This is a genomic window from Pseudomonas sp. G7(2022), assembly GCF_052660475.1.
The window spans coordinates 3,937,210-3,949,662 of sequence record NZ_CP109659.1 but is presented as its reverse complement, the minus strand read 5'-3'; the positions used below and the strand labels follow the sequence as shown (position 1 = coordinate 3,949,662).

10 protein-coding genes are annotated in these 12,453 nt (G+C 60.6%); 3 read left to right on the top strand and 7 right to left on the bottom strand.

Annotation, left to right across the window (positions count from 1 at the left end; genetic code table 11):
* Position 1 precedes the first annotated feature (1 nt).
* Both NE357_RS17870 and NE357_RS17865 read right to left on the bottom strand, forming a co-directional pair.
* The gene (locus NE357_RS17870; protein WP_085612691.1) at positions 2-1,609 is read right to left on the bottom strand and encodes a carboxyl transferase domain-containing protein; all 1,608 of its coding nucleotides are present in this window, start codon (positions 1,607-1,609) and stop codon (positions 2-4) included.
* A 12-nt stretch (positions 1,610-1,621) separates the two neighbouring features.
* Positions 1,622-2,785: an isovaleryl-CoA dehydrogenase gene (locus NE357_RS17865; protein ID WP_064597789.1), complete on the bottom strand. Its 1,164-nt coding sequence runs from the start codon at positions 2,783-2,785 to the stop codon at positions 1,622-1,624.
* A gap of 201 nt (positions 2,786-2,986) precedes the next feature.
* On the opposite strand from NE357_RS17865, the gene NE357_RS17860 reads away from it, so the two are divergent.
* Entirely contained in the window at positions 2,987-4,684 is a 1,698-nt protein-coding gene (locus tag NE357_RS17860; protein WP_169430979.1) for an AMP-binding protein, read from the top strand.
* A gap of 663 nt (positions 4,685-5,347) precedes the next feature.
* On the opposite strand, the gene NE357_RS17855 is transcribed toward NE357_RS17860, so the two are convergent.
* The 3 genes from NE357_RS17855 to NE357_RS17845 all read right to left on the bottom strand — a co-directional run bounded on the left by NE357_RS17855 (position 5,348) and on the right by NE357_RS17845 (position 7,792).
* Positions 5,348-6,247 carry a hydroxymethylglutaryl-CoA lyase gene (locus NE357_RS17855; RefSeq protein WP_169430978.1) on the bottom strand — a complete coding sequence of 300 codons (900 nt, stop codon included), beginning with the start codon at positions 6,245-6,247 and terminating at the stop codon, positions 5,348-5,350.
* 143 nt (positions 6,248-6,390) lie between these two features.
* Positions 6,391-6,792, bottom strand: a complete 402-nt coding sequence (locus tag NE357_RS17850) for a MerR family transcriptional regulator (RefSeq protein WP_007951507.1) — start codon at positions 6,790-6,792, stop codon at positions 6,391-6,393.
* Between the two features lie 55 nt (positions 6,793-6,847).
* Complete coding sequence (locus NE357_RS17845; protein ID WP_011334997.1) at positions 6,848-7,792, bottom strand: LysR family transcriptional regulator; 945 nt, start codon at positions 7,790-7,792, stop codon at positions 6,848-6,850.
* Between the two features lie 189 nt (positions 7,793-7,981).
* Between NE357_RS17845 and NE357_RS17840 the strand changes: the two genes are divergently transcribed.
* Positions 7,982-9,211 carry an acyl-CoA dehydrogenase gene (locus NE357_RS17840; RefSeq protein WP_003223710.1) on the top strand — a complete coding sequence of 410 codons (1,230 nt, stop codon included), beginning with the start codon at positions 7,982-7,984 and terminating at the stop codon, positions 9,209-9,211.
* Between the two features lie 140 nt (positions 9,212-9,351).
* Here NE357_RS17840 and NE357_RS17835 read toward each other — a convergent pair whose 3' ends face one another.
* On the bottom strand, positions 9,352-10,686 hold the full coding sequence (locus tag NE357_RS17835; RefSeq protein WP_169430977.1) for a substrate-binding domain-containing protein: 1,335 nt from the start codon (positions 10,684-10,686) through the stop codon (positions 9,352-9,354).
* Positions 10,687-10,801: 115 nt separating this feature from the next.
* Complete coding sequence (gene xthA / locus NE357_RS17830) at positions 10,802-11,614, bottom strand: exodeoxyribonuclease III (protein ID WP_169430976.1); 813 nt, start codon at positions 11,612-11,614, stop codon at positions 10,802-10,804.
* A gap of 174 nt (positions 11,615-11,788) precedes the next feature.
* Between xthA and NE357_RS17825 the strand changes: the two genes are divergently transcribed.
* Positions 11,789-12,439 (top strand): GNAT family N-acetyltransferase, encoded by a 651-nt coding sequence (locus NE357_RS17825; protein ID WP_169430975.1) that lies wholly within the window; start codon positions 11,789-11,791, stop codon positions 12,437-12,439.
* The last annotated feature ends 14 nt before the right edge of the window (positions 12,440-12,453 follow it).

The following is a 12,453-nucleotide window of genomic DNA, read 5'->3' as shown; positions in this document are numbered from 1 at the left end:
ATCACATCCGGAACACGCCGAAGCGGCTCGGTTCGATAGGCGCGTTCAACGACGCGGACAAGGCCAGGGCCAGTACATCGCGGGTTTGTGCCGGGTCGATGACGCCGTCGTCCCACAGCCGTGCGCTGGAGTAATAGGGGTGACCCTGTTCTTCGTACTGGTCGAGAATCGGTTGCTTGATTTCGCTTTCCTGCTCGGCACTGAATGCCTGGCCACTGCGTTCGGCCTGCTCGCGCTTGACCTGAACCAGCACGCCGGCTGCCTGTTCGGCGCCCATCACGCCGATCCGCGCGTTCGGCCACATCCACAGGAAACGCGGATCGTAGGCCCGCCCGCACATGCCGTAGTTACCGGCGCCGAAGCTGCCGCCGATGATCACGGTGAATTTCGGCACCTTGGCGCACGCCACGGCGGTCACCAGTTTGGCGCCGTGTTTGGCGATGCCGCCGGCCTCGTATTTCTGGCCGACCATGAAGCCTGTGATGTTCTGCAAGAACAGCAGCGGAATGCCGCGCTGGCAGGCCAGTTCGATGAAGTGCGCGCCTTTTTGCGCGGCTTCGGCGAACAGGATGCCGTTGTTGGCGAGGATCGCGATCGGGTAGCCGTGCAGGTGGGCGAAACCGCAGACCAGCGTGGTGCCGAACAAGGCTTTGAATTCATCGAACACCGAACCGTCGACCAGTCGCGCAATCACTTCACGCACATCGAACGGCTGCTTGGCGTCCGCCGAAACCACGCCGTACAACTCGTCGCTGGCGTACAGCGGCGCAATCGGCGCGCGCTGCTGCACTTCGCCGAGCTTGCGCCAGTTGAGGTTGGCGACGCTGCGGCGGGCGAGGGCGAGGGCGTGCTCGTCGCTTTCGGCGTAGTGGTCGGCGACCCCGGAAATCTTGCAATGCACATCGGCCCCGCCGAGGTCTTCGGCGCTGACCACTTCACCGGTCGCGGCTTTCACCAAGGGTGGGCCGGCGAGGAAAATCGTCGCCTGATTGCGCACCATGATCGCTTCGTCAGCCATCGCCGGCACGTAAGCGCCGCCGGCGGTGCAGGAGCCCATGACCACGGCAATCTGCGGAATGCCCATGGCGCTCATGTTGGCCTGGTTGAAGAAGATCCGCCCAAAGTGCTCGCGATCCGGGAACACTTCGTCCTGACGCGGCAGGTTGGCGCCGCCCGAGTCCACCAGATAGATGCACGGCAGGCGATTCTGCTGGGCGATAGTCTGGGCGCGCAGGTGTTTCTTCACGGTCAGAGGGTAGTACGAGCCACCTTTCACGGTCGCGTCGTTGGCGACGATCATGCACTCGACGCCTTCCACGCGACCGATCCCGGCAATCACGCCTGCGGCCGGCACGTCTTCGCCATAAACGGCGTGGGCGGCCAATTGACTGATTTCCAGAAACGGCGAGCCCGGATCGAGCAAGCGGTTGATCCGCTCACGGGGCAGCAGTTTGCCGCGCGAGGTGTGCCGTTCCTGAGCTTTCGCGCCGCCGCCCTGAGCCACTTGGGCGAGCAGGGTGTGCAGGGCGTCGACCTGTTTGAGCATCGCCGCGCTGTTGGCAGCGAACTCCGCTGAACGAGGGTTGAGCTGGGTATGCAGGATAGCCATGGGCAGCTCCGTTTAGCGGGTTTCGTTGAACAGTTCGCGACCGATGAGCATGCGACGGATTTCACTGGTGCCGGCGCCGATTTCGTACAGCTTGGCGTCACGCAACAGACGGCCGGCGGGGAATTCGTTGATGTAACCGTTACCGCCGAGAATCTGGATCGCGTCCAGGGCCATTTGCGTGGCGCGTTCGGCGGTGTAAAGGATCACGCCGGCGGCGTCCTTGCGCGTGGTCTCGTTGCGCTCGCAGGCCTGGGCCACGGCGTAGAGGTAGGCGCGGCTGGCGTTGAGCTGGGTGTACATGTCGGCGACTTTGCCCTGGATCAGCTGGAATTCGCCGATGCTCTGGCCGAACTGCTTGCGGTCGTGGATGTACGGCACGATCAGGTCCATGCACGACTGCATGATCCCGGTCGGGCCACCGGACAGCACGACGCGTTCGTAATCGAGGCCGCTCATCAACACTTTCACGCCGCCGTTGAGTACGCCGAGGATGTTTTCTTCCGGCACTTCGACGTCATCGAAGAACAGCTCGCAAGTGTTGGAGCCGCGCATGCCGAGCTTGTCGAACTTGTTGCTGCGGCTGAAGCCTTTCCAGTCGCGCTCGACGATGAACGCGGTGATGCCGTGAGGGCCTTTTTCCAGGTCGGTCTTGGCGTAGATCACGTAGGTGTTGGCGTCGGGGCCGTTGGTGATCCAGGTTTTGCTGCCGTTGAGTACGAAACGGTCGCCGCGTTTATCGGCGCGCAGTTTCATCGAAACCACGTCGGAACCGGCGTTCGGCTCGCTCATCGCGAGTGCGCCGACGTGTTCGCCGCTGATCAGCTTCGGCAGGTATTTGGTTTTCTGTTCGTGGTTGCCGTTGCGGTTGATCTGGTTCACGCAGAGGTTGGAATGGGCGCCGTAGGACAACGCCACGGAAGCCGAGCCACGGCTGATTTCTTCCATCGCCACCACGTGCGCCAGGTAACCCAGACCAGCGCCGCCGTACTCTTCCGGTACGGTGATGCCGAGCAGGCCCATGTCGCCGAACTTGCGCCACAGATCAGCCGGGAACAGGTTGTCGCTGTCGATCTGCGCGGCACGCGGAGCGATCTCTTTGGCGACAAAGGACTGAACCTGATCGCGCAGCATGTCGATGGTTTCACCGAGGGCAAAGTTCAGGGATGGGTAGCTCATGGGTCACCTTTTGGCTTTTTTGTAGGGTGGGGAGGGCGGCGTTTCGGCTCTCACCTTTACGTTAACGTAAGCCTGTGACGAATGGCTGTCAATCACCCTTTACGTTAACGTCAACTTGAGCGAGAGTAGGGCCAGTTCTGAATGGTCGGAGCTCATATGGCTCCGGTCCAACACCCACTAATAAAGACAATAGGGGTCGTCATGGATCAACCCAGTGCAAACCCGCAGCGCAGCTACACCCGTGGTTCCCAGGACAAAGCCTTGCTGGCGATGACCATCGGGCAGAAGTTCGACGAAACTGTCGCGCAGTACCCGGACGGCGAGGCGCTGGTGGTGCGCCATCAGCAGCTGCGTTACACCTGGCGGCAACTTGCCGACGCGGTGGACGTGCATGCCAGAGCCCTGCTGGCGTTGGGTTTGCAGGCCGGTGATCGGCTCGGCATCTGGGCACCGAACTGCGCGCAGTGGTGCATCGCTCAGTTCTCCACCGCGAAGCTCGGCGTGATTCTGGTCAACATCAACCCGGCCTACCGCAGCTCCGAACTCGAATACGTGCTCAAGCAATCCGGTTGCCAATGGCTGGTCTGCGCCGGGGCGTTCAAGAGCTCCAACTATCACGGCATGTTGCAAGGCTTGCTGCCGGAACTGGCCGAGCAATCCATCGGCGAACTGCGCAGCGAGCGCCTGCCGGAGTTGCGTGGCCTGATCAGCCTCGATTCACAGCCGCCTTCGGGTTTTCTCCCGTGGTCGCAACTGGCCGATCTGGCCGCCAGTGTCTCTCCAGAACAATTGCGTGAACGCAGCGACAGCCTGCACTTCGATCAGCCCGTCAACATTCAGTACACCTCCGGCACCACCGGTTTCCCCAAGGGCGCGACCCTCAGTCATTACAACATCCTCAACAACGGTTACATGGTCGGCGAAAGCCTCGGCCTGACCGCCGCTGATCGGCTGGTGATCCCGGTGCCGCTGTATCACTGCTTCGGCATGGTCATGGGCAACCTCGGCTGCATCACCCACGGCAGCACGATGATTTACCCCAACGACGCCTTCGATCCGCTGCTGACCCTGAGCACCGTCGCCGAAGAAAAGGCCACCGCGCTGTACGGTGTGCCGACCATGTTCATCGCCATGCTCGATCAGCCGCAGCGTGCCGAGTTCGACCTGTCGACCCTGCGAACCGGGATCATGGCCGGCGCCACCTGCCCGATCGAGGTGATGCGCCGGGTCATCAATGAAATGCACATGAGCGAAGTGCAGATCGCCTACGGCATGACCGAAACCAGCCCGGTCTCGCTGCAGACCGGCCCATCCGATGAACTGGAATTGCGCGTCACCACCGTCGGCCGCACCCAGCCACAACTCGAAAGCAAAATCATCGACGAGGCCGGCAACCCGGTACCGCGCGGCACCATCGGCGAACTGTGCACCCGTGGCTACAGCGTGATGCTCGGCTACTGGAACAACCCGAATGCCACCGCCGAAGCCATCGACGCAGCAGGCTGGATGCACACCGGCGACCTGGCGAGCATGAACGACGAGGGTTACGTGTGCATCGCCGGCCGCAACAAGGACATGATCATCCGTGGCGGCGAAAACATTTACCCGCGTGAACTGGAAGAGTTCTTCTTCACCCATCCAGCGGTGGCGGACGTGCAGGTGATCGGCATTCCCTGCTCGCGTTACGGCGAGGAAATCGTCGCCTGGATCAAATTCCACCCCGGCCACAGCGCGACCGAACAAGAACTGCAAGCGTGGTGCAAGGAGCGCATCGCCCACTTCAAGACGCCGCGTTACTTCAAGTTTGTGGAGGAGTTTCCGATGACGGTGACGGGCAAGATCCAGAAATTCCGGATGCGTGAGATCAGTATCGAAGAATTACGCGAAAAGCACGCCTGACACAGATCAAATGTGGGAGCGAGCTTGCCCGCGAATGCAGTGTGCCATTCACCAAGCATGTTGGCTGACCTGACGCATTCGCGAGCAAGCCCGCTCCCACATGGCGGCGGTGAAAACAGGAATCACAGGAAGCACAAAGGGGAGCCGAAGCTCCCCTTTAATTTTGTCGTCGCGTGCTCTTTTTATTATTGAGGGTCGGTCTGTTGTTGTTTTTGGCAACCGTGGCCCTTTACCGCTGTTTTTGGCGACCCCCATCCGGGGTCAAGAGCAAACGTATTTTTTTGAGCGCTGATCTACTTTCTCGTCTAGCGATCCAACCGATTCGGGAGCTACCTGAAGGTAGTTTTATTGTTCTCTGCCCGGTTGCGGGTCATTCCGAGGAACACCCTGAAAAGCACACCTTCTCCAAAAAAATCTGTTAGCTGCGTCTCTGCCGTGTTGTTTTTGTTATGTCAGAGTCGGTACGTCTTATTTTTATTGGTTTGCTGCTTTTTATTCTTGTTATGCCATAGAGATAGCAGAAGCCGTGCCAACTTTTCAAAACCCTTGTAAATCAATGGTTTGAGATTTTTGAGGGATTTTTCCTTCAGGCTAAACCAGACAATTTGTTTCCGTGTTACTCGCTTGCGCCCACGTTTCGCACTCGGCGGTAACACCATCCCCTCACTGTGCGCTACGGGCCTTGGCCACGCGCGAACCGGTCGGGCGACCCAGCACCGCACTGATCTGCTGGCCGGCGGCAATCAAGGCGTCGAGGTCGATACCGGTCTCGATGCCCAGGCCGTTGAGCAGGTACACCACGTCTTCGGTGGCGACGTTACCGCTGGCGCCTTTGGCGTACGGGCAGCCGCCGAGGCCGGCGATCGAGCTGTCGAACACCGCGATGCCTTCCAGCAGGCTGGCGTAAATGTTGGCCATGGCCTGGCCATAGGTATCGTGGAAGTGGCCGGCGAGTTTCTCTCGCGGCACCTCCTTCGAGACCACTTCGAACAGCCGGCGGGTCGCGCCCGCGGTGCCGGTGCCGATGGTGTCGCCCAGCGACACTTCATAGCAGCCCATCGCGTACAACTCGTGGGCTACCACCGCCACTTGCTCCGGGGCGACCTCGCCTTCATAAGGACAGCCGAGCACGCAGGACACGTAACCGCGCACGGTAACGCCGTGCTGTTTCGCCGACTCCATGATCGGCGTGAACCGCGCCAGGCTTTCGCTGATCGAGCAATTGATGTTGCGCTGCGAGAACGCCTCGGACGCAGCGGCAAACACCGCGACTTCCTTGACCCCGGCGGCCAGCGCATCTTCAAAGCCGCGCAGGTTCGGCGCCAGCGCGCCGTAGGTCACGCCGGGCTTGCGCTGGATTTGCGCGAACACCTCGGCGGAACCGGCCATCTGCGGCACCCACTTGGGCGAGACGAAACTGCCGACTTCTATATAGCCGAGGCCGGCGGCGCTCAACGCGTCGACCAGTTGCACCTTGTCGGCGACGCTGATGGGCTGGGCTTCGTTCTGCAGGCCGTCACGCGGGCCGACTTCGATCAGGCGTACTTGGGAGGGGAGGGACATGGCGTTGACCTGCTGTTTGAATTCCTGCGGAACCCTTGTGGGAGCGGGCTTGCTCGCGAAGGCGGAGTGTCAGCCGACAAATCTGATTCTGAAACACCGCATTCGCGGGCAAGCCCGCTCCCACAGGAGATGAATTGTGGCTGTTACTGCGCGACTTGCTGACTCTTGAGCGTCTGCTCCAGCGCCTGCACGCAGCGTTCTTCGGCGGTGTCGAGTTCCAGCTTCATCTGTTCGATGTCCAGCAGTTGCTGTTCAAGCTGTTCACGGCGTTCGCTGATTTTCGCCAGCATGCTGTTGAGTTGTTTGGTGTTACCGCTGGAGGGGTCGTAGAGCTCGATCAGCTCGCGGCACTCGGCCAGGGAAAAACCGATGCGCTTGCCCCGCAGGATCAGCTTCAGGCTGACCTTGTCGCGTGGCGAATAGATACGTTCCTGGCCTCGGCGCTCGGGGCTGAGCAGGCCTTGTTCTTCATAGAAACGGATCGCCCGGGTGGTGATGTCCAGCTCGCGGGCGAGGTCGGAAATGCTGTAGGTCTGGCTGCTCATGAAAGCGCTCGAAGAAGGGTCTTGGCGCTAAGCTAATGGCAGGTTGACGTTTACGTCAAGTGGCGGGCGCCTGCAGCTTGTCGAGCTTCTTCTCGTGCGCTGTCACTTGCTGGCACAACTCGATCATCTGCTCGCGCATCCAGCGGTTGGCCGGGTCCTGATCGGTGCTTTCGTGCCAGTACAAATGGGTTTCCACCGGTGGCACATCGTTGACCGGCAGATTGAACGCATGCAGATCATGGCGACGGGCGAAACGCTCCGGCACGGTCATCACCATGTCGGTCTGCTGCAACACCTGGGAAGCCATCAGGTAATGCTGCGAGCGCAGGGCGATCTTGCGCTGGATGCCCATCTTCCCCAACGCCAGATCGACATGGCCCAGGCCACTGCGCCGGCTGGAAATATGAATGTGGGTCAGCGACAGGTAATCGTCGAGTGTGAATTTTTCCTTGGTCGCCAGCGGATGACCCTTGCGCATCGCGCAGACGTAACGGTCTTCCATCAGCTTGACGTGACGCACCTGCGGGTCGGTGTTGAGCGGCGCATCCACTGCGAAATCGAGGCGCCCGGCGGCCAGTTCCTTTGTGGTTTCCCGGCGCTTGGACAGGAAACTCTCGATGATCACCGTCGGTGCCAGCCGACGCAGGCGCTGGAACAGCGGGGGCAGAATCACCGCTTCGGTAAGGTCAGTCATGCTGATGCGGTAGGTCTTGACCGCTTGCGATGGGTTGAAAATCCGGCTTTCCTGAACCGATACCCGCAGCAGCGACAGCGCGTTGCGCACCGGGCCGATGATGTTCTGCGCCATGGGCGTCGGCACCATGCCCTGGGCGGTGCGTACGAAGAGCGGGTCGTTGAAGGTCTCGCGCAACCGCGCCAAGGCGTTGGACACCGCTGGCTGGGTGATGCCGACAATCTGCCCGGCGCGGGTCAGGTTGGCTTCGGTGTAGATCGCGTCGAAGACGATGAAAAGGTTGAGGTCGACCTTGCTCAGATTCATTACGCGGCTCTCTTGTTATAGGGGCTTGTTATAGGTGAATGGCGCGGGTCAGGGCGGCCAGGAAAATCAACCAATCATATATCGGTGATGAATGTTTATACACGCCGAGAATAGGCTAGGTAAATTATCAACGCTGTTCTAGCATCGATTGCATGACTTAAACAACCTGCCGAAAAAAGGTAATTGCTCATGGATTTCGCTTATTCGCCCAAGGTGCAAGAACTGCGTGAGCGCGTGACCGCGTTCATGGACACTTACGTTTACCCGGCCGAAGCCGTGTTCGAACGGCAGGTTGCCGAGGGCGACCGCTGGCAGCCGACCGCAATCATGGAAGAGCTCAAGGCCAAGGCGAAAGCTGAAGGGCTGTGGAATTTGTTTCTGCCTGAGTCGGAGCTCGGCGCCGGCCTGACCAACCTCGAATACGCGCCATTGGCAGAAATCATGGGCCGTTCGCTGCTCGGTCCCGAGCCGTTCAACTGCTCGGCGCCGGACACCGGCAACATGGAAGTGCTGGTGCGTTACGCCAACGAAGAACAGAAGCAGCGCTGGCTTGAACCGCTGTTGCGCGGCGAGATCCGCTCGGCGTTTGCCATGACCGAACCTGACGTCGCGTCCTCCGACGCCACCAACATGGCCGCCCGTGCCGTGCGCGATGGCGACGAGTGGGTCATCAATGGCAAGAAATGGTGGACCTCCGGCGCCTGCGATCCGCGCTGCAAGATCCTGATCTTCATGGGCCTGAGCAACCCCGACGCTCCGCGCCACGCCCAGCACTCGATGATCCTGGTGCCGGTCGACACCCCCGGCGTGAAGATTGTCCGCCCGCTGCCGGTGTTCGGTTACGACGACGCACCTCACGGCCACGCCGAAGTGCTGTTCGACAACGTGCGAGTGCCGTACGAAAACGTCCTGCTCGGTGAAGGACGCGGCTTCGAAATCGCTCAAGGTCGCCTTGGCCCGGGCCGGATTCACCACTGCATGCGTTCGATCGGCATGGCCGAGCGTGCACTGGAACTGATGTGCAAACGTTCGGTAAGCCGTACCGCGTTCGGCAAACCGCTGGCGCGCCTGGGCGGTAACGTCGACAAGATCGCCGACTCGCGGATGGAGATCGACATGGCGCGCCTGCTGACCCTGAAAGCGGCGTATATGATGGACACCGTGGGTAACAAGGTCGCCAAGAGCGAAATCGCGCAGATCAAGGTCGTCGCACCGAACGTCGCGTTGCGGGTGATCGACCGGGCGATCCAGATCCATGGCGGGGCCGGGGTGTCGAACGATTTTCCGCTGGCCTACATGTACGCCATGCAACGCACCCTGCGCCTGGCCGACGGCCCGGACGAAGTGCACCGCGCGGCGATCGGCAAGTTCGAGATCGGCAAGTACGTGCCGAAGGAAATGCTGCGTAGCGGTCATTAAGACCGCGGTGCCTGCTATCGCGAGCAGGCTCGCTCCCACGGGTTCGCTGGTGTCCACACACTTTGTGTTCACTGGAGATCTAATGTGGGAGCGAGCCTGCTCGCGATGGGGCCTGCTCGTTCAACGCATCACCAACAAATTCAGTAAACCCAAACCTCAACCCGCCGATTCTTGATCCTGCCTTCATCCCCGCTGTTGGTCGCCACCGGCATCAGCGCGCCAAACCCGCGCACTTCGCGCAACACCACGCCGTTTTTCACCAACTCCCGGCGTACCGCCATCGCCCGCAGCTTCGACAGCAAATCCGCCCGGGCCGGGTCGTCCTTGGCGTCGCCGAATCCCACCAGCGTTACCGCGCGGTCGGTCTTGTCGTGGTGCTTTATATAGTCGAACACCCGGGCCAGATCCTGCCGGGCCTTGTTGTCGAGGCTGGCGCTGCCTTCTTCGAAGCGGAAGTTCACGGTCAGACGCTGGGCGTGCCGGCTGAGGGATTGATAACCCTCGGGCATCAGCGCATTGGGCGTGACCGAGATGGCGTGCACGGTCTGGGCGATAAAACCGTTGGCCGCGACAATCGCCTGGCCCTGGCGGCTTTGCGCAAAATCCACCAAGGCTGCGGCCCACGGATTTTGATTGTCGGGTGGCAAATAGAAAAACAAGCGCCGAGACAGTGGATAGTCTTCGGTGGCGATCAGGCTGGCCAGTGGCAGCATGGCCTGGGATTGCCCGTCGACAATCGCCACGGCTTTGGCCTGGCGCACATAGGGCAAACCAATAAAACCGATGGCCTGGGGATCGGCGCTCACGGCGTCGGACAATTGCTCGCTGGATTCGAAACGTTTCGCCGAGCTGTTCAGGGTTTTCCCACGACGGCTGAGGACAAGTTCCTTGAACGTGTCATAGGTGCCGGACTGATCATCCCGCGCATATAAATGAATCGTCCCACCCTTGCCGCCGACGTCTTCCCACGTCTTCGCCTCGCCGCTGAAGATTCGCGCCAGTTGTTCTGTGTTCAGTTGATTCAGCGGATTGTCGGGATGGAGGATGATCGCCAGACCATCGATGGCGATGACTTGCTCGGCGCCGGGGCTTTTCAGGTCACCGAGAGGTAGCAGGCTAGCGAGTTCGCTGTCCTTGATCGGACGGGAGGAGGCGGCCAGATCGGCGCTTTTGCTTTTGAGAGCGGTGAAACCGGTGCTGGAACCATGGGCGGCGATTTCCACCACGACCCGCTTACCTTGAGCCGTGAGGCCGACGACCCGTTGTTCGTTGGCGGTGTCCGGGGTTTCGCTGTGGATTTTCAACAGCCCCTGATCTTGCAGCAAGCCTTCCACCAATGCCGGACCCAGCGCCGCACCAATGGTGTTGGAACCCTGGATGCGCAAGGCCGGGCCGTTCTCGGGAATGGGTAACGCCGCGGCCGAAACCTGCAGCCAGCCGCTCAGGAGAAAGACGAACAGAACACGCAGGGTCATGCCGGCACCGATTGCAGCCAAGGGGATTGCCGGGGAGATTAAGTCAGTTAGGTTGCTGAAAGATGACAGGACAGAAGATCACAACCGCCGGCCGTGATCTTCTGCTTCAAGCGGGTCAGCTCAATTCCAGCCAGATCGGCGCATGATCCGAAGGCTTTTCCATCCCGCGCAATTCATAGTCAACGCCGGCCGCTTTCACCCGTGGCAGCAAGCCATGGGACGCCAGAATCACATCGATGCGCAGACCGCGCTTCGGCTCGTCTTCAAACCCGCGGCTGCGGTAGTCGAACCAGCTGAACATGTCCGTCACGTCCGGGTTCAGGTGACGGAAGCTGTCGGTCAGGCCCCAGTTTTTCAGGCGGGCCATCCATTCGCGTTCTTCCGGCAGGAAGCTGCATTTACCGGTTTTCAGCCAGCGCTTCATGTTGTCCGGGCCAATGCCGATGTCGCTGTCTTCCGGGGAAATGTTCACGTCGCCCATCACCACCAGTGGCTGTTGATTGTGGAACTGGCTTTCCAGCAACGCCTGCAAATCGCTGTAGAAGCGCTGCTTGGCCGGGAATTTGGTCGGGTGGTCGCGGCTTTCGCCCTGTGGGAAATAGCCGTTCATGATCGTCACCGGCACGCCGTTGGCGTCGGCGAATGTGCCCCAGATAAAGCGCCGCTGCGCGTCTTCTTCATCGGTGGCAAAGCCCTTGTGCACGGCAATCGGCTCCTGGCGCGAGAGCAGGGCAACGCCGTAATGACCTTTCTGACCGTGGAAATACACGTGATAACCCAGGGCCCGTACGTCTTCCAGCGGGAACTGGTCGTCGTGGACTTTGGTTTCCTGCAGGCCGATGACGTCCGGCTGATGCTTTTCGATCAGCGCCGCCAGCTGATGCGGGCGAGCCCGCAGTCCGTTGATGTTGAAGGAAACGATCTTCATGGTCGGCAGTCCTGGCAAAAGGGCGATGCTAGCTGACATGTAGGATCTGGGCCAGCGTGGCGGTAGTCCATATGCGCTGCTAATGTCTTTCGGGTGTGGGAACGATCCCTTCAGCCCAAGGCTCGTATAACAAGAACGGGGCCTGTTGAGTTCCGTCCAGGGAGAATCACCGTCATGCCTGAAACCTCGACCGCCATCGCCGACATCCACATGCTCGACCGCGGCTATTCCCGTGAAGCGCGCTCCTTGCTGTATCAGGCCTATCGTCACGAGCCGACTTTCGCTTACCTGTTCGAGGCCGAACGTCCGGGGTACGAACAACGCGTGCGCGCCACGGTGCGGGAACTGGTCAAACAGCATTTCCTGCAGGATCTGCCGGCCATCGGCCTGCTGGTCAACGATCGCTTGATCGGCATTGCCCTGATCGCGCCGCCGCAACGACGACTGGGTGTCACCGAAAGCTGGGCCTGGCGTTTGCGCATGGTGTTGAGCACCGGTTTTCGCTGCACCCGGCGCTATCTGGAATATCACGCCGCCGTTGAAGCCTGCGTGCCCACCGACTCGGTGCACATGCTGCCGCTGCTGGGCGTGCATCCGCAATTTCAGGGCAAACACTTCGGCGAACAGCTGCTGCAAGCGGTACATAACTGGTGCGCGGTGGACGAAAACTCCCAGGGCGTGATCCTCGATACCGGCAACCCGAGATACCTGGAGTTTTACAAGCGTCAGGGCTACGAGGAAATCGGCGAAGTCGCCGTCGGCCCGGTGCGTGAACACGTGTTTTTCCACGCCAACCCGCAGGTGTTACAAACTGCAACGGCTTGAGGGTCGAACTTTCC

Coding starts and splice junctions, on each gene's coding strand:
- NE357_RS17845 (WP_011334997.1), bottom strand. CDS start 7,792: ATGAATCTGAGCAAGGTCGACCTCAACCTTTTCATCGTCTTCGACGCG.
- NE357_RS17840 (WP_003223710.1), top strand. CDS start 7,982: ATGGATTTCGCTTATTCGCCCAAGGTGCAAGAACTGCGTGAGCGCGTG.
- NE357_RS17860 (WP_169430979.1), top strand. CDS start 2,987: ATGGATCAACCCAGTGCAAACCCGCAGCGCAGCTACACCCGTGGTTCC.
- NE357_RS17855 (WP_169430978.1), bottom strand. CDS start 6,247: ATGTCCCTCCCCTCCCAAGTACGCCTGATCGAAGTCGGCCCGCGTGAC.
- NE357_RS17850 (WP_007951507.1), bottom strand. CDS start 6,792: ATGAGCAGCCAGACCTACAGCATTTCCGACCTCGCCCGCGAGCTGGAC.
- NE357_RS17835 (WP_169430977.1), bottom strand. CDS start 10,686: ATGACCCTGCGTGTTCTGTTCGTCTTTCTCCTGAGCGGCTGGCTGCAG.
- NE357_RS17870 (WP_085612691.1), bottom strand. CDS start 1,609: ATGGCTATCCTGCATACCCAGCTCAACCCTCGTTCAGCGGAGTTCGCT.
- NE357_RS17865 (WP_064597789.1), bottom strand. CDS start 2,785: ATGAGCTACCCATCCCTGAACTTTGCCCTCGGTGAAACCATCGACATG.
- xthA (WP_169430976.1), bottom strand. CDS start 11,614: ATGAAGATCGTTTCCTTCAACATCAACGGACTGCGGGCTCGCCCGCAT.
- NE357_RS17825 (WP_169430975.1), top strand. CDS start 11,789: ATGCCTGAAACCTCGACCGCCATCGCCGACATCCACATGCTCGACCGC.